This window comes from Rhodococcus sp. 06-221-2 (assembly GCF_002258365.1).
Lineage (GTDB): Bacteria > Actinomycetota > Actinomycetes > Mycobacteriales > Mycobacteriaceae > Rhodococcoides > Rhodococcoides fascians.
Genome location: NZ_NOYJ01000035.1, coordinates 71,378 through 94,649, shown reverse-complemented (window position 1 = coordinate 94,649; position 23,272 = coordinate 71,378). Strand labels below are relative to the sequence as shown.

Annotated in this window: 25 protein-coding genes; 11 read left to right on the top strand and 14 right to left on the bottom strand. The window is 64.5% G+C overall.

What is annotated here, in order from left to right; all coding sequences use genetic code 11:
- Window positions 1-2 precede the first annotated feature (2 nt).
- On the bottom strand, window positions 3-287 hold the full coding sequence (locus CH281_RS22185; RefSeq protein ID WP_048317425.1) for a DUF3263 domain-containing protein: 285 nt from the start codon (window positions 285-287) through the stop codon (window positions 3-5).
- Window positions 288-574: 287 nt separating this feature from the next.
- On the opposite strand from CH281_RS22185, the gene CH281_RS22180 reads away from it, so the two are divergent.
- Entirely contained in the window at window positions 575-1,084 is a 510-nt protein-coding gene (locus CH281_RS22180; RefSeq protein WP_032407235.1) for a CinA family protein, read from the top strand.
- Between the two features lie 52 nt (window positions 1,085-1,136).
- The gene (gene nadE / locus CH281_RS22175) at window positions 1,137-1,991 is read left to right on the top strand and encodes an ammonia-dependent NAD(+) synthetase (RefSeq protein WP_094695519.1); all 855 of its coding nucleotides are present in this window, start codon (window positions 1,137-1,139) and stop codon (window positions 1,989-1,991) included.
- An 18-nt stretch (window positions 1,992-2,009) separates the two neighbouring features.
- Here the strand turns inward: nadE and CH281_RS22170 are convergent, their stop codons facing one another.
- The 3 genes from CH281_RS22170 to CH281_RS22160 all read right to left on the bottom strand — a co-directional run bounded on the left by CH281_RS22170 (window position 2,010) and on the right by CH281_RS22160 (window position 3,983).
- Complete coding sequence (locus tag CH281_RS22170; RefSeq protein WP_032369156.1) at window positions 2,010-2,507, bottom strand: DUF6328 family protein; 498 nt, start codon at window positions 2,505-2,507, stop codon at window positions 2,010-2,012.
- Between the two features lie 51 nt (window positions 2,508-2,558).
- Window positions 2,559-3,020: an STAS domain-containing protein gene (locus CH281_RS22165; RefSeq protein WP_052060689.1), complete on the bottom strand. Its 462-nt coding sequence runs from the start codon at window positions 3,018-3,020 to the stop codon at window positions 2,559-2,561.
- 132 nt (window positions 3,021-3,152) lie between these two features.
- On the bottom strand, window positions 3,153-3,983 hold the full coding sequence (locus tag CH281_RS22160) for a GAF and ANTAR domain-containing protein (protein WP_052060688.1): 831 nt from the start codon (window positions 3,981-3,983) through the stop codon (window positions 3,153-3,155).
- 290 nt (window positions 3,984-4,273) lie between these two features.
- On the opposite strand from CH281_RS22160, the gene CH281_RS22155 reads away from it, so the two are divergent.
- Both CH281_RS22155 and CH281_RS22150 read left to right on the top strand, forming a co-directional pair.
- Entirely contained in the window at window positions 4,274-4,681 is a 408-nt protein-coding gene (locus CH281_RS22155; RefSeq protein WP_032391874.1) for a hypothetical protein, read from the top strand.
- Window positions 4,682-4,887: 206 nt separating this feature from the next.
- Window positions 4,888-5,799, top strand: coding sequence for a manganese catalase family protein (locus tag CH281_RS22150; protein WP_032369153.1), 912 nt, complete (start codon window positions 4,888-4,890; stop codon window positions 5,797-5,799).
- A 69-nt stretch (window positions 5,800-5,868) separates the two neighbouring features.
- On the opposite strand, the gene CH281_RS22145 is transcribed toward CH281_RS22150, so the two are convergent.
- From CH281_RS22145 to CH281_RS22115, 7 genes are all read right to left on the bottom strand, one after another.
- The gene (locus CH281_RS22145; protein WP_094695517.1) at window positions 5,869-7,401 is read right to left on the bottom strand and encodes a protein adenylyltransferase SelO; all 1,533 of its coding nucleotides are present in this window, start codon (window positions 7,399-7,401) and stop codon (window positions 5,869-5,871) included.
- A 51-nt stretch (window positions 7,402-7,452) separates the two neighbouring features.
- A complete protein-coding gene (locus CH281_RS22140) occupies window positions 7,453-8,232 on the bottom strand; it encodes an IclR family transcriptional regulator (RefSeq protein WP_032386433.1) in 780 nt (259 codons plus the stop codon).
- A 58-nt stretch (window positions 8,233-8,290) separates the two neighbouring features.
- Entirely contained in the window at window positions 8,291-9,253 is a 963-nt protein-coding gene (locus tag CH281_RS22135; RefSeq protein WP_094650771.1) for a PDR/VanB family oxidoreductase, read from the bottom strand.
- On the bottom strand, window positions 9,250-9,495 hold the full coding sequence (locus CH281_RS22130) for a hypothetical protein (RefSeq protein WP_201245408.1): 246 nt from the start codon (window positions 9,493-9,495) through the stop codon (window positions 9,250-9,252). Before CH281_RS22130 ends, CH281_RS22135 begins: the two co-directional genes overlap by 4 nt.
- On the bottom strand, window positions 9,492-10,562 hold the full coding sequence (locus CH281_RS22125) for an aromatic ring-hydroxylating dioxygenase subunit alpha (protein ID WP_094695516.1): 1,071 nt from the start codon (window positions 10,560-10,562) through the stop codon (window positions 9,492-9,494). The genes CH281_RS22130 and CH281_RS22125 overlap by 4 nt, the downstream gene beginning before the upstream one ends.
- A 133-nt stretch (window positions 10,563-10,695) precedes the next feature.
- Window positions 10,696-11,799 (bottom strand): NAD(P)-dependent alcohol dehydrogenase, encoded by a 1,104-nt coding sequence (locus CH281_RS22120; protein ID WP_032381516.1) that lies wholly within the window; start codon window positions 11,797-11,799, stop codon window positions 10,696-10,698.
- 52 nt (window positions 11,800-11,851) lie between these two features.
- Window positions 11,852-13,348, bottom strand: a complete 1,497-nt coding sequence (locus CH281_RS22115; RefSeq protein ID WP_032381517.1) for an aldehyde dehydrogenase family protein — start codon at window positions 13,346-13,348, stop codon at window positions 11,852-11,854.
- Window positions 13,349-13,508: 160 nt separating this feature from the next.
- On the opposite strand from CH281_RS22115, the gene CH281_RS22110 reads away from it, so the two are divergent.
- Window positions 13,509-13,964: a MarR family winged helix-turn-helix transcriptional regulator gene (locus CH281_RS22110; RefSeq protein ID WP_032369239.1), complete on the top strand. Its 456-nt coding sequence runs from the start codon at window positions 13,509-13,511 to the stop codon at window positions 13,962-13,964.
- Between the two features lie 22 nt (window positions 13,965-13,986).
- Here CH281_RS22110 and CH281_RS22105 read toward each other — a convergent pair whose 3' ends face one another.
- A complete protein-coding gene (locus CH281_RS22105; RefSeq protein ID WP_032366821.1) occupies window positions 13,987-14,598 on the bottom strand; it encodes a TetR/AcrR family transcriptional regulator in 612 nt (203 codons plus the stop codon).
- A gap of 96 nt (window positions 14,599-14,694) precedes the next feature.
- Between CH281_RS22105 and CH281_RS22100 the strand changes: the two genes are divergently transcribed.
- Complete coding sequence (locus tag CH281_RS22100; RefSeq protein WP_094695515.1) at window positions 14,695-16,215, top strand: APC family permease; 1,521 nt, start codon at window positions 14,695-14,697, stop codon at window positions 16,213-16,215.
- Complete coding sequence (locus tag CH281_RS22095) at window positions 16,208-17,797, top strand: amidohydrolase (protein WP_094695768.1); 1,590 nt, start codon at window positions 16,208-16,210, stop codon at window positions 17,795-17,797. The genes CH281_RS22100 and CH281_RS22095 overlap by 8 nt, the downstream gene beginning before the upstream one ends.
- A 34-nt stretch (window positions 17,798-17,831) precedes the next feature.
- Here CH281_RS22095 and CH281_RS22090 read toward each other — a convergent pair whose 3' ends face one another.
- Complete coding sequence (locus CH281_RS22090) at window positions 17,832-18,263, bottom strand: MarR family winged helix-turn-helix transcriptional regulator (RefSeq protein ID WP_094695514.1); 432 nt, start codon at window positions 18,261-18,263, stop codon at window positions 17,832-17,834.
- A 101-nt stretch (window positions 18,264-18,364) separates the two neighbouring features.
- Between CH281_RS22090 and couN the strand changes: the two genes are divergently transcribed.
- The 4 genes from couN to CH281_RS22070 are packed head-to-tail and all read left to right on the top strand — an operon-like array spanning window position 18,365 to window position 22,187.
- Entirely contained in the window at window positions 18,365-19,273 is a 909-nt protein-coding gene (couN, locus tag CH281_RS22085) for a 4-hydroxyphenyl-beta-hydroxyacyl-CoA dehydrogenase (RefSeq protein WP_094695513.1), read from the top strand.
- Window positions 19,270-20,175 carry a 4-hydroxyphenyl-beta-ketoacyl-CoA hydrolase gene (gene couO / locus CH281_RS22080; RefSeq protein ID WP_032369144.1) on the top strand — a complete coding sequence of 302 codons (906 nt, stop codon included), beginning with the start codon at window positions 19,270-19,272 and terminating at the stop codon, window positions 20,173-20,175. The genes couN and couO overlap by 4 nt, the downstream gene beginning before the upstream one ends.
- Complete coding sequence (gene couM, locus CH281_RS22075; RefSeq protein ID WP_032366817.1) at window positions 20,172-20,633, top strand: p-hydroxycinnamoyl-CoA hydratase; 462 nt, start codon at window positions 20,172-20,174, stop codon at window positions 20,631-20,633. Before couO ends, couM begins: the two co-directional genes overlap by 4 nt.
- 30 nt (window positions 20,634-20,663) lie before the next feature.
- Window positions 20,664-22,187, top strand: coding sequence for an acyl-CoA synthetase (locus tag CH281_RS22070; RefSeq protein WP_094695512.1), 1,524 nt, complete (start codon window positions 20,664-20,666; stop codon window positions 22,185-22,187).
- On the opposite strand, the gene CH281_RS22065 is transcribed toward CH281_RS22070, so the two are convergent.
- On the bottom strand, window positions 22,175-23,215 hold the full coding sequence (locus CH281_RS22065) for an agmatine deiminase family protein (RefSeq protein ID WP_027495713.1): 1,041 nt from the start codon (window positions 23,213-23,215) through the stop codon (window positions 22,175-22,177). The genes CH281_RS22070 and CH281_RS22065 overlap by 13 nt on opposite strands.
- Window positions 23,216-23,272: the final 57 nt, after the last annotated feature.

Genomic DNA, 23,272 nt, shown 5'->3' with positions numbered 1-23,272 from the left:
GATCACCGGGTGAGCCAGATGCGCCTTCTGGCAATGGCTTTGATTCGCGTCACCATGACAGGGCTGAGGCCGAACTCGCCGAACACGCTGCCGGGGTCGCGGTCGAGGATCTCCAACACGGTGCGGTAGTAGTCCTGAGTCGACATCGCGAAGGCGGACCGGATTTCGTCGTCCGGTCCGCCTCCGTGATTGACCCATCTCAGGGCGAAGTCGATCATGGCGCGGTCTGTGTCGGAGTAGAACGCTACCGGTCGCTCTGCCCCCGCAGAAGTACGTCGATTCGGCATAACACACCTCCTGGAACTGACTGTCGATCCGAAATTAGCACTGCTCGCGAACACGTGCCAAGGGTCCGGTATCTGCGATAAGGACCCGAATATCGGTCGTAAGCCCCGTGTTTGGACTGCCGTCGTGCGTGGAATTCGATACACGGCTCGGCGTACGCGCCCGGGCCGTGCGGTCGAGCCAGGGGCCGGAGGTTCAACCCCTGCAGCCTCCGGCCCCGCGCCCACAGAACCAGTCGCTGAAACAATCCGGCGAACACCTTCGACGAATCAGGTACGGAGAGTGTGTGATGGACACCGATGCAGAACAGCGTCTACCGACCGAGGCCGACGCCTCCTCGGTATGTAGGAAGATTGCCGACCTGGCACAGACGTACGACATCGCGATTGGCACCGCCGAATCGCTGACCGCCGGAAATCTCGCGGCCATGCTCGGCAAGGCACCGTCCTCGGGGCAGTGGTACCGCGGCGGAATCGTCGCGTACCACGAGAGCGTGAAGCACACTCTGCTCGAGGTCCCCGACGGCCCGGTCGTCAGCGAACAGGCCGCGACGGCGATGGCTCGATCGACGGCGTCGCTGGTCGGCGCACATCTGACGATCGCCGTCACCGGCGAAGCCGGGCCGCAGAGCCAGGAAGACCAACCACCGGGGACGGTGTGGGCAGCGGTGTACGACCGTGGCGACGTGAGCACCGAATGCAAGCACTTCGACGGTGAACCGGAAGAAGTTCTGGCCCGGACCATGGCGTTTTCCCTCGATACCCTGCTGCGCCACGCGCGGAAACGAGCCCACGGGTAGCTGACGCCGGGGGAGTGCAGACAACTGTTCGTCAACGAGATCGGAGCGCAGTATGAGTACCGATTCCAGTGTCCGAAGCCGTATTCAGCACGAGCTGGGCGTTCGGCCGTCGATCGACCCCGACGCGGAAATCCGCCGCCGGGTCGGTTTCCTCGCCGATTATCTGAGGGTCAGTGGCACAGCGGGTTTCGTGCTCGGCATCAGCGGGGGACAGGACAGCACCCTGGCCGGAAAGCTCGCTCGGCTGGCCGTTCGCGAGGCCGCGGAACTCGGTAACCAGGCCACATTCGTCGCGGTGCGTCTGCCGTACGGAACTCAGGCGGACGAAGCCGACGCCGTCGTCGCACTCGACTTCATCGAGCCGGACCGGACGGTCACTGTCGATATCCGCGACGCCGTCGACGCCTCGGCGCGCTCGGCCGCCTCGGCGCTGGATACTCCGCGTATCGCGGACTTCGTACGGGGCAACATCAAGGCGCGCGAACGCATGATCGCGCAGTACACGATCGCCGGCCAGGAGAATCTTCTGGTGGTGGGTACCGATCACGCGGCCGAGGCGGTGACGGGCTTCTTCACCAAATACGGTGACGGAGGCGCGGACGTCACTCCGCTGAGCGGTCTCACCAAAAGCCAAGGTGCGCAGCTCTTGCGGCACCTGAACGCACCGGAATCGACGTGGCGCAAAGTGCCGACAGCCGACCTCGAGAACGACCGTCCCGCGCTCCCGGACGAACAAGCACTCGGCGTCACCTACGCACAGATCGACGCATACCTGCAGGGCGGACCCGTCGACGACGATGCGGTGGACACCATCGAGCGCTGGTTCGACAAGACCCGGCACAAGCGCGCCATGCCGGTGGGGCCGGACGATCGGTGGTGGCGCACGGCCGTCGACTGCCGGCCCTGAGGCACCGTCGACGAGACTTTATCGACGGCGGTGGATCCGGGGCAGTAGGAACCAGAACGCGACGGCCGTCGACGCCACGACAGCGGCCGCGGGGGCTGCGGCGCGCACACCGAGCACTATCTCGAACGTCAGGGCGGCAGCACCCACCAGTGTCACTCCCAACATGGCGAGACCGCTGATGGCGAGTATGTTGCCGACGCGCACTATGACCCCTATTGCACGCTGCCGGAACAGGAGTCGGTGCATGCTGACGGGAGCTACCAACAGGATCGTCGCAAGCATCGACGCCGACACCGTCATCAGATAGACCACGTGGCCGGCCGTGGACAGCCCGTCGAAGCGGGCCTGGAACGGCAGGGTCAACAAGAACCCGGTCAGAAGTTGTACACCGGTCTGTACGACACGGAGTTCCTGTAGCAACGACGACCAATTGCGATCCAACTGCTGAGTGGGAGTTTCGTTGCGCGCTTTGTCGTTCCACGCACGGTGGTCCTCGTCCTCGTCACCCGTCGTCATCGACCAAGACTAGTGCGATCTCGACGGGTAGGCGGTGGAAATCGGACCGGTTCACGCAGTGTGTACATCCGCGGTCGACGTGCCGGTCGCACACTCTGGACACCCGGCACCGGACTCGGACGAGCCCGATGCCCCGGTTACGGACTTCCTCAGCGACGAACCGACGGACTCGAGGGCCGAATCGATATCGGTGAAAATCGGAATCGCAGCATCGAGTCCGACCAGATGCATCGGCCGCCCCGTGGTCGGCCCGGATGCGACCACCACCAACGAGGTTGAGCAGCATGCCTTTCGGCGAGCTGCGATGAGCACGCTCATGCCGACGGAGGCCAAGAAGGACACCCCCGACAGATCGACGATCACGGCTGCAGGCGCTGCCGTGACCGCTTGTTCGATGTGGTGGGCGAGATCGGACGCGGTCGCGAGATCCACTTCTCCGTTGACCCGCAGAACAATTGCGTTGTCATGGTGTTCGCCGGCGATGCCGAGCCCGAGCAACTCGTTGTGTTTCATAGGGGGTCACCGTCCTTACCCTGTGCAGTGGCATGTTCGTCGAACAGCGCACTGCGGCATAACCGAGACCGGCAAGGATTGCAGAATTGAGGCGAACCCGGTGCGAGCGGCGCTGTCGACTGCGGGCAGGGGCTACACCACGCTGTCCGAATCATACCCACTGTTCGTTTCTTCGTGCAGGCCGGTTCGAGAGTTCGAATGTTCGGCAACCGACTCGATCATCGCCGACGCAATCTCGCTGACCTTGATGTTTCTGTTCTGCGACTGCTCGGACAGCAGGGCGAACGCGTCGTCGGCGGAGATTCCGCGCATCGCCATGATGATTCCTTTCGCCTGGTCGATGTCAGCTCTCGTTTTCATCGCTGTCCGCAGGCCGGTGATTTCTCGTTCGGCCGACCGGGCGCGCTCGGTGATCGCGATGACGGTCTCGATCGAGGTGGCGAGCAGGGCCAACGAGACCTCGTCGAGTGGGTCGAAGCCGTCGGCACTCGTCCCGTAGATGTTCAGCGACCCGTGGCGGTTCTCGTCGGGCGTCAGCGGGGCCGACAAATAGCTGTGGACGCCCAGATCGGCCACTGCGGCAGCGAAGCGAGGCCAGCGAGCTACTGCCTCGTGCGCCTGTGCGCGAACCATACGTCCGCTGCGGATGGCGTGCAGGCAGGGGCCTTGACCAGCGCGATACTGGTCGGAATCGATGTCGTGCACAGCGGGGTCGGTGGACGCCACGGTTCGCGGTCGGCCGGTGTCGTCGAGCATGGTGATGCCGACGAGATCCGCGTCGGGAACCACGGCTGCGACCTCGGAGCACACGGCTTGAAGAACGGCATCGACGTCGGCACCGGTCAGTATCTTCCCCTTGATTCGGCGCAACGCTTGGATGTATTGCCCGATCCGGGCGAACGCCGAACCCGAGGCGTCCGGTGCGTCGTGAAGACGGTCGTCTTCGATTGAAAAGTCACTCATCTGGTGGGCTCGTTTCGGTCGGGCCCCCGCATAGACAGCAGGCGGCCACTCGTCAACTCCCGGCCCCGACTCGACCGAACGGGGTCATAATATACAGAGCCTCGCGGGTGCATTCGCACCTGTCCCGAGCGCACGCCAACGGGCCCGCTGAACGCAGGGGTGGTCGCATCCAGGCCCGAGTCGGGGTATCCTACAAAGTGATTGGGTGGAGACCACGCCCGCAGAATCGACTGCGGTACGAACCACGATCTTCCCCTGCCACAGTCTTCGATCTGTGGAGGTCAATGCCCATGATTCCCGAATCCTCGTCGTTTTCGATGTCCGTCGACCGCGGAGACGACGGCCCCATCGTCGTCTCGGTGCAGGGCGCACTCGAGATCCCCGGCAATACCCGCCTGTTGGCAGACTGCCTGGCGGGGTCCGTGCTCGCCGACCGACCGGTGGTGGTCGACCTGGTCGGTGTCACCGAGATCGGTGATGCGGCAACGCAGTACATCGTCGATGCGTCCCATCAGCTGCTGTGCCGAGGGTTCCGTCTCACCGTCGTCGCGCCGGCCTCCGCCGACGACCGCAACGTTCGACGGCTCCGGGAGCGTGTTCACGTTCATCGGGGATCGGATGCGGTGTCCGATCCGATGTCGGCAGTATCGCGCCGTCGTACCCCTGCCGTCGATGCGCTGCAGGGGACTTACCTGTAGGTCGATAGCACCGCGGCCCTCGTGCGGACGGTGCTGCGGAAAGCCGTGTGTACCGGGATGTTCCGCCGGTGTCCGTCGTCGAGGCGTCGCGGTCCAGACCTGTGTATCGAGTTCTAAACCCTTGCAGTGCAAAGTGTTTGCTGGGAATTTCGGCGGGTAGCCGGATCGAGTCACCTGCTCGAACTTCGACCCGAACTGGAGTCCCTATGTTCCGACACACCGACTACCTACAATTCGATGCCAAGCCCGAGAAGCCGGATCCTGTGTACGCACACAAGCTTCAGGAGCTCATCGGTGGTGCATTCGGCGAGATGACCGTGACCATGCAGTATCTGTTCCAAGGCTGGAACTGTCGCATGGAGGGCAAGTACAAGGACCTGATCATGGACATCGCGACCGAAGAAATGGGTCACGTGGAGATGCTGGCCACCATGGTCGCTCGTCTGCTCGAGGGTGCACCGGCCACCGAGTCGACCAAAGCCGCTGCTACCGATCCCGTGGTAGCGGCAGTGATGGGCGGCATGGACCCGCAGCAGGCGATCGTGTCGGGCGGCGGTGCGCTTCCGGCGGATTCCAACGGCTACCCGTGGAACGGTCGGTACATCATCGCCAGTGGCAACCTGCTCGCAGATTTTCGTGCGAACGTTGCCGCCGAGGCGCAGGGGCGGCTGCAGACCGCGCGTCTGTACAACATGACCGACGACCCGGGCGTCAAGGCCATGCTGCAGTTCAATCTCGCTCGCGATACGCACCATCAGAATCTGTGGCTCGCTGCCATCGAAGAGCTGCAAGCCGACGGACTCGAGGACGTCGTAGCACCGAGTGCACTTCTCGACGAGGAGGCATCCGAGCACGCAACCGATCTGTGGCACCTCTCGGACGGTGAGTTCTCCTCGACCGGTGGCTGGGCGAATCGGCTTGCGCCCGACGGCAAACGGCAGATGGGGTTCCTCGCCGATCCGCAGCCTCTGGGCGGCAAGGCATCCGCGCCTGCACCCGATCCGAAGTTGTACGCGACGTACGACGGGGCCAAGGGGGATCCCGCGTCGGCCGCACTGGGTACCGAGAAGGGCGTCATGGGGAAGATCAAGGACGCCCTGGATCCCGACGAGAAGTAGGCCCGAACTCCCTGTGCCGCACAGCAGTTGCGACGCGAATATCGCGTCGCAACTGCTGCGGTCAGCTGACTACGTCCCGCAGAACGTTCGGAACCCCGCGCTGAAGTCGACGGGCGCGGGTCCGGCGTAGTCCGACAGCTCGACCCGACCGTCGAACGGATTCGTCACGACCGACAACAAGCGGTCGAAGGGCGCGAGGTCACCCTCGGTCGCTGCTGCCAGCGCCGCGTCGACCATGTGGTTGCGAGGAATGTACGCGGGGTTCACTCGGTCCATGGCGTCCGCGACGGACCGGAGGTCGTGGCCCCGCTCGAGCACCGCTGCGCGCCATCGTTCGAGCCACGGTGCAGCTGCCTCGTGCGGTACGAGTGACGCAAAATCTGCGTCGTTGCCCCGCAGATTCTCCGCCAACGCGCGGAAGGTCAGGGTCCAGTCGGCACGATGATCCCGCAGAAGCACGTGCAGTTCGTCGAGGAGACTGCCGTCCGGTTCGATAGCGTCGAGGCCGAGCTTGGCGGCCATCAGGTTCTCGTAGTGCTGTCGGTAGCGATCACCGTAGGAGTCCAACACCGTCGTCAGCGCGCTGATGGCGCGGTCCGGAACCGAATCGACCAGCGGCAGTAGTGTTTCGCCGAATCGTGCCAGGTTCCAACCCAGGACGGCGGGTTGGTTGCCGTACGCGTAGCGGCCGCCGTGATCGATCGAGCTGAAGACCGTTGCAGGATCGTAGGCGTCGATGAACGCGCACGGCCCGTAGTCGATCGTCTCACCGGAGATCGTCGTGTTGTCGGTGTTCATGACGCCGTGCACGAAGCCGACGGACATCCACTGCGCCACCAACTGTGCTTGCTTGTCGACGACGGCCTCGAAGAATGCGAGGTATCGACTCTCCGCGCCCTCTGCCGGGAGGTCGGCGAGCTCGGGATAATGCCGTGCGATGGCATAGTCGGCGAGGTTCTGCGCGAGACCCTCGCGGCGGGCCGCGAACTCGAAGGTACCTACGCGCAGGTGGCTCGAGGCAACCCGAGCCAGCACTGCGCCGGGCTGCGGACCTGCTTCCCGAACCACCTGCTCACCCGTCGTGACGACGGCCAACGAGCGGGTGGTCGGGATGTGCAGAGCGTGCATGGCCTCACTGATCAGGTACTCGCGCAGCATCGCACTCACCACCGCGCGCCCGTCTCCGCCGCGGGAGAACGGCGTGGCACCGGAGCCCTTGAGATGCAGATCGACTCGTCGGCCGTGTTCGTCGTGCAGCTCGCCCAGCAGTAGTGCTCGACCGTCGCCCAGCAATGGCACGAATCCGCCGAACTGATGACCGGCGTACGCCATCGCCGAGGGGGTCGAATCGGCCGGTGCGAGAGCCCCGGACAACACGCCTGCGCCCTGCTCGGAGCGCAGCATCGACGGGTCGAGCCCCAGTGACCTGGCGAGGTTCTCGTTGAGGATCAGCACCCGCGGATCCGGTGCAAGTGCGCCCTGCCACGGCACCGTGAAGCCGGGAACGTCGTCCACCAACGTCGACTCCAGTCCCCATGACGATGGGACCGATGAAGGCGGGTTGTCGGACGCAGCTACCGGTCCCGTCGCGAATTCACTCATACTCCAGGGGTACCACGAGATCGGGTAATCACACCGACCGTGCTCCGCGCATTACGAGCGCGCGGATATGTCGGGCGGGGACAGTGCGCGTTCGATACTCAGGGCGGCGGCCCGCAGCAACGGGGCGAGCATGTACGGGGCTGCGGTATCGGCGTCGACGACGACCGAGACGGCCGCGCGGATCGTGCGAGTGCGGTCGAAGATCGGTGCGGCGACCGATACGGCGTCCGAGGTGATCTGTCTGTCGCTGACGGCGACACCGGTTCTCCGAATATCGGCCAGCGTGCGCCGCAGGATGTCCGGATCGCAGATGGTGTGCTCGGTGAATCTGGTCAACGGTGCCGAGCACACCTCCTCCTGAACGTGGGCGGGCGCGTGGGCCAGCAGCGCCAGACCGACTCCGGTGGGCGGCAACGCGAAACGGCCGCCGACGCGCGTGCGCAGGGCCACCGAGTCGCGGCTGCGAATTCTCTCGACGAACACGACCTCGTGACCATCGCGTACTCCTAGCTGCACGTTCTCCTGGGTGACGTGGGCGAGATCTTCCATGACCGGTAACGCGCTTTCCCTGAGGACCAGGCCCCGCGGTGCGAGTGACGCGATCTCCCACAGTCGCAGACCGATGTGGAATCTGCCCGACCGGTCATCGCGCTCGATCGCTCCCCACCCGACGAGATCGAGCGCGAGCCGGTGCGTGGTGGAGAGCGGGAACCCCGATCGTCGAGCGAGCTCGCTCAACGTCAACGTCGGATGCTCTGGCGTGAACGCCTCCAGCAGTGTCAGCGCGCGTACGGCCACCGGACCGGTGCGAGCGGGGCCCTCGGCCGTCATGGAGTGCTTTCTTCGATTCGTCGGGCTTCGATTCGTGTGGAATGTCGTACAACGAGCTCTACAGTTCGAGAACGAGCCGGGAGCCCGTCGACCGGGACACACAGATCATCATGGTGTCGTTGGCACCGCGTTCCTCCTCGGTCAACAGTGTGTCCCGATGGTCGACGGTGCCGGCGAGAACGGCTGTTTCGCAGGTTCCGCACGTTCCCTCTCTACACGACGAGAGCACCTGCACTCCCGAGTTCGTCACGGCGTCGAGCACCGATTCGTCCGGATGCACGGTGACGGTTCGTCCGCTCACGGAGAGTTCGACTTCGAACGACGCATCGGGTGTCGGCCGATCGAGTGTGTCGGAACGGAACCGCTCGAGGTGCACGCTTCCTTCGGGCCAGTGCCCCGCCCGTTCGGTCACGGCGTCCAACAAAGGCCCCGGTCCGCAGCAGTAGACGGCCGTGCCGACGCGCGCAGTCCCGAGCAGATCGTCGAGATCGAGCAGTCCTTTTTCGTCCTGCGGGACCACGGTCGTGTTGCCGGGGTAGCGGGAAACGAGCTCGTCGACGAACGCCATACTGTCGCGGGACCGGCCGCCGTACGCCAGCGACCACCCGGCCCCACGCCGCTCGGCCTCGGCCACCATCGTGATGATGGGTGTGATTCCGATACCGCCGGCGATGAACAGATAGTTCTCGGATTCGGTCAACTCGAAGTGATTGCGCGGTCCACGGACACGGACGGTGTCGCCGACGGCAAGGGTGTCGTGGACATGGAGCGAACCACCGCGGGATGCCGGTTCTTTCAGGACACCGATGCGCCAGGTGCCGCGGTCGGCCGGGCTTCCGCACAGCGAGTACTGGCGCGTGATGTCGGAAGTCAACTCCAGATCGATATGAGCTCCCGGCGTCCAGCTCGGTAGGTCTGTGCCGTCCGGCTTGCGCAACTGCAGCAGGGCAACGCCATCCGCGCCGCTGCACTTGTCCGAGACGATCAGATCCAGGTCGCACTCGGGGAGGTTTCGCGTCACTCGGCTCTCCCCACGTGACTCACGAGTTCGCCTCGCACCGAGGGCAACTCGGGATGGCCGGGGTCGACGGTCGAGAAGTGCCCGATGGGGTGCGCGAGCAACCACTCCCACAGCAGTGCCGGATCCTCCTCGAGCCGGGACGAGCCACAATGGCAGACGCCGCGCAGCCGGTCGGTACCCGGAACCCACACCACACGCAGCACGTTGGGGCCCTGCAGCATTCGATTCGGTTCCGGTGTCACGAGACCACCTCGGCACCTGCTCGCGAGCCCTCGAGGAGTTTGCTCAGAAGCCGACGCGCACCGAGGCCGCCCGCATCGATGTTGATCGACAGTTCCTGGTAGCCGGCCTTTTCGGTGTCCAGTGCTTGCTGAAGAATGTTCAGCGCCACCACGTCCTGCATGACCACTGTGCGATTGTTCTCGGCCAGAAACTGGGACACTTCGTTGTCGTCGATTGCGAAATCGCGAGCAACAGCCCAGAAGTCGTGTGTCGAGGTCTCGGTTTCCGGAGTGATCGCGTACACGATCTCGCTGTGGAACGCGTGGGCGTCGGAGCCGTCGTCCGCGGGTAGCGGTGATCCGAGCGGAGCGATGCGGCTGTGCAGTAGATACAGGCACGGGGGCATGTATTCGATGTCCTGCCAACGCGAGATGCGCGTGTCGATGCCGGTGGACTTCGAGTAGAACGGTGGGCATTCGGCGTCGTCCATGTGCCGCGAAACGTAGATGACGTTGCGATCGTCGTCGATCTCGGTGGTGATCGGTGTGTCGGCGACTTCGGGAGTGCCGATGTAACCGCCGTGCAGGTAGGTCTCGTGCGAAAGGTCCATGAGGTTGTCGACGAGCAACTGATAGTTGCACGAGATCGGCTCCATTCCGCTCACCACGGTGTAGTCCGGGGAGTCCATCCACGGGGCCCGGGGAATACGAGTGATGTCGCCGTCGATCGGATCGTCCGGGTCGGCAATCCACACCCAGACGAACGAATCCTGCTCGTGCACCTGATAGGTGGTGAGCCTGGCCGTCCTCGGCACCCGCTTCTGTCCGGGAACAGAGACGCAGCCGCCGTCAATGCCGTACGTGAATCCGTGGTACCCGCAGACCACGGTGTCGCCATCGAGGTGGCTGGGGGCCGCGGAGAGTGGGTACCGCCGGTGCACACAACGATCGCTCATTGCGGTCACAGCCCCGGACTCGGTGCGCCACAACAGAATGGGCTCGCTGCAAATGGTGCGCGAGAACAGCTCTCGGCCCACTTCTCTGCTGTACGCAGCGACATACCACTGGTTACGGACGATTGTCGTCATCGATTCTCCTGAACACGTAGAAGTCGTTCGGTCGCTTGACGTCTCGTCAGCGATCGTGACATCGAGTGTGTGGCACGCCACCCCGCCGGTGCGAGCGGACTTCCGGATGCCGGAAGCCCGGTCGGAATCCCGGTCAGAAGAGGAGGACCGGTTTGATCGACGCACCGCTGATCATGTCCGCCACCGCGGAGTTGATGTCGTCGAATCGGTAGTGAGTGATCAAGCGCTGCAGGGGCAATCGACCCGACACGACAAGATCCACCAGCACCGGAATCAGGGTCTGCGTTTCGCTGTCGCCGAGGGTCAGTCCCACGATGCGTCTGCCCGGCAGCATGGCGTTGACGTCGACCGGGACCTCGGTGCCGAAGGGCGGAGCGCCGACGACGACGGCGGTTCCACGAGGGGCCAGGGCATCGATCGCGGTGCGCAGCACCCCTACGTTCCCGGTGGTTTCGATGGCTCCGTCGACGCCGGAGCCCTCGGTCAGTTCTGCCAACGCAGCCGCGGTGTCCTCGCGAGTGGCGTCGACGACGTGGGTCGCTCCCAACTCGGTGGCCAGTTCCAGGCGTTCGGCAACCCGATCGACCGCGATGATCTTGGCCGCGGGAGTGAGAGCGGCAGCCATGATGGCCGAAAGACCCACTGCGCCTGCGCCGGTCACCACGACGGTATCTCCCGGGCGTGGTCGCAGCACATTCCACACGGCACCGACTCCGGTCTGCACCCCGCAGCCCAGCGGTGCCAGGATCTCCAGCGGTGCGGAGGAATCGACCCGAACCAGGCTCCGCTCGTCCACGATCGCGTGATTCGCGAACGACGACTGGCCGAAGAAATGGCCTCCGAGCGCAGTGCCGTTGCGCGTGATCGGGCTGGAGCCGTCGGCGCGAGCCCCGCCGATGAGGTTGAGCGGCAACCACGTTGCGCAATAGGCGGGATGACCGGCTCGGCAGTTTCCACAGGTACCGCACGAGGTGAACGACAGCAGAACGTGGTCACCTTCCTGCACGCCGGTGACTCCGGGACCGATGGCTTCGACGACCCCCGCACCCTCGTGGCCGAGGACGCCGGGAAGCGGAAACGGCAGCCCGCCCGCGGCGACGCCCAGATCGGTGTGGCACAAGCCGGCTGCGACGATGCGCACGCGCACTTCTCCGCTGCGGGGTTCGCCCAGTTGGACCGGGGACAATGTGAACGCGGCTCCGCCCGATTCGACTACTGCCGCTGTGGTTGTGGTCATGGCACTGCCCTTTCGATTTGGTCGAGGCCTTCGATTCGGTCGAGCCTTCGATTCAGTCGAGCGAGATGACGACGGATTTGACCTTGGTGTACGAGTCGAGGCCCTCGGGGCCGTACTCACGGCCGAAGCCGGAGTTCTTGACTCCGCCGAAGGGAACGGCCGGATCGAGCATCGCCCAGTCGTTGACCCACACGATGCCGGCGTGCAGTCGTGCTGCAACACGATGTGCGCGAGCCACATTCGTCGTCTGCAGACCGGCAGCGAGGCCGTATTCGGTGCCGTTGGCCAGGCGGACCGCGTCGTCTTCGGTGTCGAACGGTTGTACCGTCAGAACGGGTCCGAAGATCTCTTCTCGAACGACCCGCGACGTGGCGGGCAAGTCTGCGATAACGGTGGGGGAGTAGAACGAGCCACCGGCGAGGGGCGTACCGGACAGGTCTGGACGGTGCCCGCCGACGACGATACGGCCGCCGTCGCGGCGGGCGATGTCCACGTACTCCTCGACCTTGTGCACGTGCCGCTCTCCGGCCATGGGTCCGACCACCGTGGCCGGATCGAACGGGTCGCCGACGGGAACACCGGGAACCGCCTGGGCCAGAATGTCCAACACCGTTTCGTATCGAGAGCGCTGGACGAGCAGGCGCGGGCCGCCCATGCAGAACTGCCCGGAGTTGAAGACGAACCCTTTGATGATCGCTCCGATCGCCTTGTCGATGTCGGCGTCCTCGAACACGATGTGCGCGGCGTTGCCACCCAGTTCCATCGTCACCGGTACCAGATTGCGGCCTGCGACCCCGGCAGCGTGCCTGCCCACAGCCGTTGACCCGGTGAATGCGATCTTGTCGACTCCCGGATGCTGCAGAAGTGCCTCTCCCGCAACGGAACCTGTTCCGGTGACGACGTTGATCACGCCTGGCGGTACGCCCGCCTCGGTCAATATTTCAGCCATCAGCAATGCGCTGAGCGGGGTGTCCTCACTGGGTTTGTGGACCACGGTGTTACCCGCGGCGAGTGCAGGCGCGATCTTCGAACTCGACAAAATCAGCGGAAAGTTGAAGGGGGTGATCGCGGCGACCACACCGAGCGGTTCTCTGCGCGTGTACGCGTGCGCAGACAGCGGAGTGTCGCGATGCGATCCACCGAGCGTCTGAGCCAGTGCGGAGCAGTACTCGTACTGCTCCGCGGAGGTCAGTACGTCCACCGGGCGGCACAACGACACCGGCTTACCCACATCGGCGCTTTCGACGGCAACGATCTCGTCGGCGCGTTCGCGGATGAGCTGACCGGCTCGGTGCAGAATGCGTGCCCGTTCGCGTCCGGGCAGTGACGACCAGCGGCCGTCGTCGAAGGCGGTGCGAGCTGCGGACACTGCTGCGTCGACGTCTACAGCGGACGCCTCGGACACGGAGGTGAGCACCGCTCCCGTCGACGGATCGAGCACGTCGGATCGGCCACCTGCGGCAGCGTCACGCCAGTGACCGTCGACGAAGAGCCGTCCGGGAGTGACGTCGGGTCGGGTGAGAGTGACGCTGTCGTCGGTGATCGTCATGAACGCCTCGCTTCGATGGCCGGCTGTGACCTGATTAACAGGGTTCCTTATATACAACCTCGCGCATGCGCGGAAAGCAATAGGCGATCCAGGTGCCGGTCGGCGGCATTCGGTAATTAGGCTGCAGCCACACGCGAGTTCGGAAAGCGAGGTGGTGAACGTGGCATCGAGGCCGTCGTCGGCAGGCGAGCAGCCGACGCTGCTCTACGCCATCAAGCAGGTCGAGCTGGCGGTGCGGGCCCAGATGGATGCGCTGTTGCGGCCGATGAACATCACTGCCGTGCAGTACACGGCGCTGACGGTGCTACGTCGACGCGACGGGCTGTCGTCCGCGGAGTTGGCACGCAATTCCTTCGTGACGGCTCAGACGATGGGCGAGATGATCGCCGCACTCGAGAAGCGTGGATTGGTCACTCGCCGAACGGATCCGGCCAACAAACGGCGGATGCTCACGAGCTTGACCGAGGAAGCACGACGCTTGCTCGCAGAGTACGACGCGCAGATCGGTGACCTGGAGGACCGCATGGTCGCCGATCTGTCGCCGCGTCAACGAGACGAATTCCGCGGCTTCCTCCGTAGTTGTCGCCTGGCTCTCGGACACACCGGGGCGCACTGAGCCCCGAGGAGCGGAGGGTGCGTCAGCGATTGCCCAGGCGGTGTTGCAGGCCCGTCAGCAGTGCCGACAGTCCCAGCTCGAAGGCGACGTCGGTGGGGTTCGGCTGTTCCTCGGGATCGCCCACCGCAGCAGTCAGGGCCGGGTGCATCTGCGGGTCGGGTGTGTAGAGGTTACCGCCGCTGCCCATGTCGAGGGCCGAGCCGAGAATGAAGTTGTCGAACGCGATGATGATCGGAAGTACCTCGGGCCAAGCGAAGCCCGCATCGTGCAGACCGTCGGCGATTCGCTCGTACTCGGACAGCGATTCGCGGTCGCGGATGCGTGAGGTCGCGAACAAGCGAATGGACCCGGGGTGACGGGCGAACGCCGCTCGATACGACCACGCCAACCTCTTCAATGCCTCGTCCCACGGGCCCGTTCCGAAGCCCGTGTTGTCGATCTTGCGACCGATTCGAGCCCGCATTCGATCGATCACTTCGTCTTTTCCGGACACGTGGTGGTACAGCGAGGATGGATGCACGGCGAGTTTGGAGGCGAGCTGTGCAACTGTGAAATCGCCTGTGGCGTCGGTGATCTGAAGTGCGGCATCGACGATGCGATCGACATCGAGTAGTGCTGTCTTCGGCCTTGCCACGTGTACTCCATTTCGCCGGGGTCTTTCCAAACTGTCTTCTGTGGTCTACGTTACGTCAAAACCAAACATCGTTGGATTAATCACACGGAGCCGGCCATGACCATCCCCCAACATTCCGGGCAGCCGAATGCCCTCGATAGTTCCAGCCTCAACTCACGCGACATCGTCTTCTTCGTCGTCGCGGCAGCGGCACCGCTCACCGTCATGGTGGCCGTTGCTCCGATCGCGTTGCTGATCGGTGGGATCGGCGCTCCCGCCGGATACCTGTGCGCCGGTCTGATCAGCACGGTGTTCGCCATCGGCTTCACCAAGATGGCGCGGCACGTGCACAACAACGGCGCGTTCTACTCCTACATCCGGATGGGTCTGGGCAAAGTTGCCGGTCTCGGTAGCGCTCTGGTGGCCGTGGCGGGGTACACCCTCCTGCAGATCAGCACCTACGGGTTGTTCGGAGCGGTCACCAAGGCGACGATGAACGACTTCGTCGGAGTCGACCTACCCTGGTGGCTGTGGGCGTTGGTCGCTGCGGCGATCGTGTCCGTGCTGGGATATCGATCGATTCGGGTGGGGGCCAAGGTCCTCGGCGTGCTGCTCGTTCTCGAAGTGCTGGTGCTGCTCGTATTGGCGATCGCAGTGATCGCCAAGGGCGGTGCGAGTGGTCTGAACCTGCAGCCGTTCTATCCCGAGAACGTCTTCACCGGATCGATGGGGGCGGTACTGGCCGTGTCGTTCGCCGCGTTCGTGGGCTTCGAGGCAACCGCCCTGTTCCGCAACGAGGCGGTACGACCGGACCGGACGGTCCCCCGCGCAACCTATGCCGCGGTCATTTTCCTCGCGGTCTTCTACTGCTTCATCGTCTGGGTTGCGGTCATGGCGTTCGGTGCCGAGAACGCGGTCGCCGCGGCTGCATCGGATCCTGCCGGTTTCTTCTTCACCGCCATGCAGACCTACGTCGGTAGTGCGGCAACGGATGTGATGCGCGTGCTGATCGTCTCGAGCGGGCTGGCGGCTCTGCTGGCCTTCCACAACGCGATCACCCGGTACGGCTATGCGCTCGGTCGTGAAGGAATCTTCCCGGTGCGGCTCAGCCACGTGCACAGCAAGCACTTGTCTCCGCACATCGCCAGCATCGCGCAGACGGCGACGGCCGTAGTGGCCATCGCGTGTTTCGCCGCGGCCGACGTCGATCCGGTTCTGCAGTTGGCTGCGTGGACGGCGAGTACGGGAACCGTGGGAATCCTTGCGCTGCAATGGCTCACCTCTCTCTCGGTTGCCGTGTTCTTCCTGCGCGGTAGAGAAGTGGCACGGGATCGGGGCGCGGCACTCGCTGGAATCGCCGCGTTCGTCCTGATCGGAATCGCTCTGTACCTCGTCGTCGACAAGATCGAAATCGCCACCCTGACGACCGACCCGGTGGTGAACACCGTCGCCTCCGTCGGATCCGTCGTGGTGTTCGCGTTGGGTTCGGCAGTGGCCCTGTGGATCCGGGCACGCCGCCCCCAGGTGTACGCACGGCTGGGGACGACCGACATCGATTCCGAGATACTGCCCGATACCCAGGCCGGACCGTCGACCGCACTACCTACCGATGATGCACGAGGAGTGCGACATGACTGATGCGACACTGATTCTGATGAACGCCACGGTGCTCACCCAGGTCGATGGTGCCGAGCCGCAGCAGGCAGTAGCCGTTCGAGACGACCGAGTGATCGCACTCGGGAGTACCGACAACGTCCTGGGGTGCAGTGGTCCCGGAACGAAGATCATCGACCTGGCCGGGAGCACTCTGACACCCGGATGGGTCGACGCCCACACGCACGTGGTGCAAGGCGCGTTGATGTCACTCGGCGTGGATTTCAGTCGGTGCGAGAATCTGGACGACGTGCGTCGGGTACTGCACGATGCGCACCCGACGGACGGTTGGATTCGCGGCTGGGGCCTGAACCACAACGTATTCGGCGGCCGAGCTCCGAGCTTCGAAGCCATCTCCGACTCGGTCACGACCCCTGTTCTCATTCGGTTCTACGACGCGCATTCGTCGCTGGCCAATCGGGCTGCACTCGATATTGCCGGCGTGACCGGCCGAGAGACCTTCGACCACGGCGGTGCCCGAGTGGCGGTGGACAGTGGCGGGAAGACCACCGGTCACCTGATCGAGGAGCCGGCCATCCATCTGGTGGAGGCGGTCATGCCTGCCCAGAACGTCGTCGCGGCGAAGTCTTTGTTACGCACCGTGACCGAGGAGATGGCATCGGTCGGGCTGACCGGGGTGCACGTCATGGACGACCTCCCCGGGACCGTCGAGATGATCCGGGCGCTCGACGAGGACGACGCCGGACTGCGGTTCTGGGTGTACGGCTGGGTCCAGCCGGATCATCCTGCCGATCGGGTCGCAGAACTGGCTGCGCTGGTGCACGGTACCGCCGGGGCGCGGTGGCGATACGCGGGCGCAAAACTGTTCATGGACGGAACCGTCGAAGGTGGGACGGCGTGGTTGTGTCACCCGGACCTGTACGGCGACGGTACCCGGCCGTCGTGGACCGACCCGGAACGGTATGCGGCCGTGGTGCGCGAGCTCGACCGCCGTGCAGTGTCGACCACTACTCATGCGATCGGTGATGCCGCTGTGCACCACTGCGTACGGACGCTGGCAGCCCTCGGGACGGGGGTTCGGCATCGCCTCGAACACCTCGAGACCGTCTGTCCCGAGGATCTGACAACGATCGCGGACGCCGGTATTGCCGCATCGATGCAGCCGACCCATTGCACCAGGTACACCCGAGCGGACGAGGCCGACGACTGGTCTCGGCGCATGGGCCGCGATCGTATCGACCGTGGTTGGCCGGTGGCCGAGCTTCTCGATCTCGGTGTGACCGTTGCGCTCGGATCCGATTGGCCGGTAGCACATTTCGATCCCCGAGTCGTGATGGCCGATGCCCGGCTACGCCGCCCCGCAGGCCTGCCGGCCGACCCTCCTCGTCAACCCCGGCAGGCGATTTCGGCTCGACAAGCCCTCGACGGGTACACCACCCACGCCGCGGCGGCGGCCGGTCTGACCGACGGAACCGGAACCATCGTCGTCGGTGGTCCCGCAGATTTCACCGCAGTCGGCGGCGACCTGATGGGCCCGGCGGATCGAATTCCCGAACTACCGATCATCGCGACGGTCGTCGGTGGCAGGGTTGTCTACGAACGGTGATCGGCCTACGTGCGCACTTACTACTGTGCAAGATCTATTGTGCGCGGACGATGGACTGCAGTGACTGCCGCAGCTCTCGGACACCGCGGTCGCCAAGGGCTGAGAGCGTGGCGGATTGGGTCGCCGCGAGCGCGCGCTGTGCGTCGACGCACAGCGCGCGGCCGGCGTCGGTCGCGTGGATTCGCTTGTTTCGTCGATCGCCGGGGTCGACCCGTCGGGTGATCAGTTCGCGGACCTCCAGATCGTCCACCAACGCCACGATCTGACTGGGGTCCAAGCCCAGTTGCTCGGCGAGCTGCCGCTGGCCGAGTCCGTCCAAATGTTCGCAGGCCAGGGCCAGCACGGAGTACGAACGTACGCGCAGCTCGAAGGGTGCCAGTGCCGTCTTGGCGGCGGCCGTCAGCGACGTTCCTGCGCGCGTCAGCAGGAATCCGATGTCGTCGGACAGGGGTGCGATGTCGGTCATGAGACTCCTCGTATCGTCGGTAATTCTAGCAAACGTAAATCATTGACTTTCTCAATTATTGATGGTTTTCTCAGTCTGGTAACCACGAAGAGGAGAGAGCTATGAATCTCGACAACAAGGTCGCTGTCGTCACCGGTAGCGGCCAGGGGCTCGGACTTGCGTATGCCCAGGACCTCGCGCGCCACGGTGCAGCAGTCGTGATCAACGACGTGAACCAGGCGACAGCAGACGCGGCTGTCTCCTCGATCGTCGACGCGGGTGGACGGGCAGTGGCGGTCGTGGCTCCGGTGGGCAGCACCGAGACCGCACAGAAGTTGGTGGCAGGCGCGGTCGAGGCGTTCGGTCGTCTCGACGTCATGGTCACCAACGCGGGGATCCTGCGCGACAAGGTGTTGTGGAAGATGACCGACGACGACTTCGATGCCGTCGTGAACGTTCATCTCCGCGGCACGTTCACCTGCGCACGCGAAGCAGCCGTTCACTTCCGCGCTCAGGGTGAGGGCGGCCGGATCGTGTGCATCGGCTCTCCCGCCGGTCAGCGCGGAAATTTCGGACAGACCAACTACTCCGGTTCCAAGGCCGGGATCGTCGGCATGGTGCGGACCTGGGCCATGGAACTCCAGCGTGCAGGTGTCACTGTGAACGCGGTGTGCCCGGTGGCGGCCACGGCGATGACCGAGACCATCCCGTTCCTGCAGCCGTACATCGAGGCCATGCACAACGGGGATCCGTTGCCGCCGTTCGCCCGTCGTGAACTCGGGTTCGGGACCCCCGCGGACGCCGCAGGAATCGTCTCTTTCCTGGCAAGCGACGCGAGTGCAGACGTGACCGGTCAGGCATTCGCCGTCGGCGGTGACCGCCTGGCACTGTGGACGCACCCGGACATGATCGCCACGAGTTATCACGACGGCGGCTGGTCGGCCGAGGACATCGCCGCTGTGTGGCCGTCGACGTTCGCGGGCAGCCTCGAATCGGTCGGAGAGAACCTCCCCGTCGAGCCGGCGCGATGAGCTCGAAATACCAGTGCGCCATCGACTTCGACTCGATACTGGCACTCGATGTGCACACTCATGTGGAGATCGACGGGTGCGGCCACCGCGCACTGGACGACGAATTGATGACCGCGTCGGAGAAGTACTTCAAGTCGGGCGAGGACCGTACTCCAGGGATCGACACCATCGCCGAGTACTACCGGGCCCGCAACATGGCCGCAGTGGTGTTCACCGTCGATGCCGGTGCAGCGTCGGGACATTCACCGAACTCGGTGGAGGAGATCGCCGAGGGGGCGGCACGCCACAACGACGTGTTGATCCCCTTCGGCTCGGTCGACCCGTGGCAGGGTAAGGCCGCCGTGCGGCGGGTGCACCGGCTCGTCGAGGAGTTCGGGGTGCGCGGTTTCAAGTTCCATCCGAGCATGCAGGGCTTCGAGCCGAACGATCGCCGCTTCTATCCGATCTACGAGGCCATCACCGAAGCCGGAGTACCCGCGCTCTTCCACACCGGACAAACCGGTATCGGTGCCGGACTTCCCGGCGGGCACGGCATCAAGTTGCGCTATTCCGATCCGATGCTGCTCGACGACGTCGCCGCGGACTTCCCCCAACTGACGATGATCATGGCGCACCCCGCGGTGCCGTGGGCGGACGCGCAGATCTCGATCGCCACGCACAAATCGAACGTGTACATCGACCTGTCGGGTTGGGCACCGAAATACTTTCCGCCTCAACTGGTGCGGGCGGCGAATTCCATGCTGAAGCGAAAGGTGTTGTTCGGCTCGGACTTTCCGGTTCTGACGCCGGATCGTTGGATGAAGGACTTCGCCGAGCTCGACATCAAGGACGAGATTCGTCCACTCGTGTTCAAGACCAATGCACTGGCCGCACTCGGCCTGTCCGCCAAGGAGACATCATGACCACCCGCGTCGCCACTCTCGCCGAGTTGAAGAACCTCGAAGGCACCGAACTGGGAACCAGCTCGTGGATCGAGGTGCCGCAACAGCGCATCGACACCTTCGCCGACGCCACCGACGACCATCAGTGGATTCACGTCGATCCCGAACGGGCCAAGGCCGAAAGCCCCTTCGGCGGTCCGATAGCGCACGGCTATCTGACTCTGTCGCTCATCATTCCGATGTGGGACGAGCTACTGGTCGTCGACAGCGTCACCACGAAGATCAACTACGGATTGAACAAGGTTCGCTTCACCAACCCGGTCCCCGCCGGCGGCCGAGTGCGCCTGGCCGCCACGCTGAAGGGGTACGAGGAGCTGCCCAAGGGCGGAGCTCAGCTGACCGTCGCCGCGACGATCGAACTCGAAGGCAGCGAGCGCCCCGCGGTCGTCGTCGAGGCCGTCTACCGCATGTTCGACTGAGATCACGGACCCGAGAGGAACAGATTTCAGATGCGTAATAAAGGCGTCGGTTCGTGGATCCGTCGACGTACCAGGCAGTGCCCGCGAGCAACGGCACTCGAGTTCCGCGGCCAGGTCTCGACCTACGAGCAATTGGACGAGCGCACCACCCGGCTCGCGCACGGTCTACGTGAGCTGGGGGTGGGTCCCGGGGACCGGGTCGGGCTGTTGTCCACCAATCATCCCGCCTACCTCGAAGTACTGTTCGCCTGTGGCGTGCTCGGAGCGATCTTCGTGCCACTCAACGCACGGTTGACCGCACCGGAAGTTGCTTTCGCAGTGCAGGACTCGGGGCTGTCGTTGTTGGTGCATTCCGAGGCCTTGCACGACGTCGCGACCTCGGCGGTCGGTGACGGCCCCACGCGTCGCCTCACGCTCGGCGAGGAGTACGAATCGCTGATCGCGGCGGCCCCCTCGACGCGCATCGACGAATCGGTGGAGGGTGCGGATCTATGCTTCGTCATGTACACCTCCGGTACGACCGGTAAACCCAAAGGCGTCGTGATGACTCACGACAACGTGCTGTTCGCCGTTCTCAACGCAGTCCTCGATCTGGACCTGTGCAGCGACGAGGTAGCCCTGGTCTGCGCTCCGCTGTTTCACACCGCCGCGCTCGACATGGTTGCGTTACCCGTCCTGTTCAAGGGCGGCTCGGTCGTCATCGAGGAAGGGTTCGATGCCGGACGCGTGCTCCATCTCGTCGAATCACGCTCGGTCACGTATACATTCGGAGTGCCGACGATCCTGGACTCGCTCGTGTCGCATCCCGCGTGGGACGACACGGATCTGACGTCGCTACGCCGGGTGGTGGTGGCCGCGGCGCCGGTGCCGCCGCGCACGCTCCGTACGTATTCCGAACGCGGGATCAAGATGTGTCAGGGCTACGGGCTCACCGAAAGTGGTCCTGGCGCAACGATGCTCGCTGCCGTCGATGCCGAACGAAAAATGGGTACCGCGGGGGTTCCCCATACCTTCTCCGACGTCAGGATCGTCAACGCGATGTCACAGCCGGTGAAACCGGGGGAGCGCGGTGAAATTCAGATCCAGGGCCCCAACGTGATGAAGGAATACTGGGGTCGTCCCGACGCGACCGCCGACGTGTTCGACGACGGCTGGCTCCGTACCGGCGACATCGGAATTGCCGACGCGGAGGGATTCGTCACGATCGTCGATCGGCTCAAGGACATGATCATCTCGGGCGGAGAGAACATCTATCCGGCCGAGGTCGAAGCGGCACTTCTCGAACTGCCCGGCATCGACAGTTGCGCAGTGTTCGGTGTACCGGACGAAAAATGGGGCGAATCTGCCGTTGCCGCAATCACTGTCGTCGAGGGAGCAGACGTCGACCTCGATGCCATCGCGGACGCGCTCGGCGGTCGGCTCGCGCGGTACAAGATCCCCAAGCGTTACATCCTCGTCGACGAGATCCCGCGCAATCCGACGGGCAAGATCCGCAAGAACGAGTTGCGGGAGCAGTATTCGATACCTGCTCCCGCGTCCACTCAGTCCGTCTGAGCCTGTGGCTGGTTCTGTGTGATGCAGTGAATTCCGCCCCCGCGGGCGAAGAGTGGCCGAGCGTCGACGGTGACGACGGTGCGGCCCGGGTATGCCGCCGACAGAATGGCAGCAGCCTCTTCGTCCGCGGGATCGCCGTAGCTGCAGGCGATCACACCGTCGTTGACGACGTAGTGGTTGATGTAGCTGTAATCGACGAAGCCCTCCTCGTCGCGGAGAATCTCCGGTGCCGGAACTTTCACGATGGTCCACTTCTCACCGCGTGCGTCCGTGCTGTTCTCGAAGATCTCGAACACGGCCTTGCTGATGTCGTGATCGGGGTGTTCGGGATTGCGTTGGTCGTGCACCAGAACGACGCCGGGCGAGGGGATGGCAGCGACGATGTCGACGTGGCCTCGGGTTCCGAACTCGTCCGCGTCACGGGTGAGTCCACGAGGAAGCCAGATCACCGTGGTGGCGCCGATCGTGCGGGCGAGTTCGGCCTCGACATCGGCCTTCGACAGCGTGGGATTGCGACCGGGATCGAGTTGTACCGTCTCGGTGACGAGAACCGTTCCCAGCCCGTCCACCTGAATACCGCCGCCCTCGTTGACGATCGGTGAATCGATCATCTCGGCACCGGACTTCTCGACGACGAGCGCGCCGATCTTCGAGTCCTTGTCCCAGCGCGCCCAATCCTGCGCGCCCCAGCCGTTGAACACCCAGTCGACGCCGCCGACACGGCCGTCCTCGGACAGCACGAACGTGGGCCCGATGTCGCGCATCCAGGCGTCGTTCAACGGTGCCTCGAGGATGTCGATGGGGAAAGCGCTCTCGGAGGTCAGATACGTGCGTGCGACGGCGCTTTCGGCGGGATCGACGACGACGGTGACCGGCTCGAATCGAGCGACCGCCTGCGCGACCTCGGCCCACGTGGTGCGAGCCTCGTGGTGCTCCTCGGGCGTGTCACCGAGCGAATACCCCTCGCACGGGTAGGCCATCCAGGTCCGTTCGTGCCGAACACCTTCGGCCGGCATCGTCCACGTCATCACTGCCTCCCGAGGTTCGAGGCCGCAGCAGCGGGCGAGTTATGTTTTGTGACAGTG

Coding starts and splice junctions, on each gene's coding strand:
- CH281_RS22125 (WP_094695516.1), bottom strand. CDS start 10,562: ATGACGACAATCGTCCGTAACCAGTGGTATGTCGCTGCGTACAGCAGA.
- CH281_RS22180 (WP_032407235.1), top strand. CDS start 575: ATGGACACCGATGCAGAACAGCGTCTACCGACCGAGGCCGACGCCTCC.
- couN (WP_094695513.1), top strand. CDS start 18,365: ATGAATCTCGACAACAAGGTCGCTGTCGTCACCGGTAGCGGCCAGGGG.
- CH281_RS22145 (WP_094695517.1), bottom strand. CDS start 7,401: ATGAGTGAATTCGCGACGGGACCGGTAGCTGCGTCCGACAACCCGCCT.
- couO (WP_032369144.1), top strand. CDS start 19,270: ATGAGCTCGAAATACCAGTGCGCCATCGACTTCGACTCGATACTGGCA.
- CH281_RS22090 (WP_094695514.1), bottom strand. CDS start 18,263: ATGACCGACATCGCACCCCTGTCCGACGACATCGGATTCCTGCTGACG.
- CH281_RS22150 (WP_032369153.1), top strand. CDS start 4,888: ATGTTCCGACACACCGACTACCTACAATTCGATGCCAAGCCCGAGAAG.
- CH281_RS22170 (WP_032369156.1), bottom strand. CDS start 2,507: ATGACGACGGGTGACGAGGACGAGGACCACCGTGCGTGGAACGACAAA.
- CH281_RS22165 (WP_052060689.1), bottom strand. CDS start 3,020: ATGAAACACAACGAGTTGCTCGGGCTCGGCATCGCCGGCGAACACCAT.
- CH281_RS22140 (WP_032386433.1), bottom strand. CDS start 8,232: ATGACGGCCGAGGGCCCCGCTCGCACCGGTCCGGTGGCCGTACGCGCG.
- CH281_RS22160 (WP_052060688.1), bottom strand. CDS start 3,983: ATGAGTGACTTTTCAATCGAAGACGACCGTCTTCACGACGCACCGGAC.
- CH281_RS22100 (WP_094695515.1), top strand. CDS start 14,695: ATGACCATCCCCCAACATTCCGGGCAGCCGAATGCCCTCGATAGTTCC.
- nadE (WP_094695519.1), top strand. CDS start 1,137: ATGAGTACCGATTCCAGTGTCCGAAGCCGTATTCAGCACGAGCTGGGC.
- CH281_RS22185 (WP_048317425.1), bottom strand. CDS start 287: ATGCCGAATCGACGTACTTCTGCGGGGGCAGAGCGACCGGTAGCGTTC.
- CH281_RS22065 (WP_027495713.1), bottom strand. CDS start 23,215: ATGACGTGGACGATGCCGGCCGAAGGTGTTCGGCACGAACGGACCTGG.
- CH281_RS22120 (WP_032381516.1), bottom strand. CDS start 11,799: ATGACCACAACCACAGCGGCAGTAGTCGAATCGGGCGGAGCCGCGTTC.
- couM (WP_032366817.1), top strand. CDS start 20,172: ATGACCACCCGCGTCGCCACTCTCGCCGAGTTGAAGAACCTCGAAGGC.
- CH281_RS22115 (WP_032381517.1), bottom strand. CDS start 13,348: ATGACGATCACCGACGACAGCGTCACTCTCACCCGACCCGACGTCACT.
- CH281_RS22095 (WP_094695768.1), top strand. CDS start 16,208: ATGACTGATGCGACACTGATTCTGATGAACGCCACGGTGCTCACCCAG.
- CH281_RS22070 (WP_094695512.1), top strand. CDS start 20,664: ATGCGTAATAAAGGCGTCGGTTCGTGGATCCGTCGACGTACCAGGCAG.
- CH281_RS22155 (WP_032391874.1), top strand. CDS start 4,274: ATGATTCCCGAATCCTCGTCGTTTTCGATGTCCGTCGACCGCGGAGAC.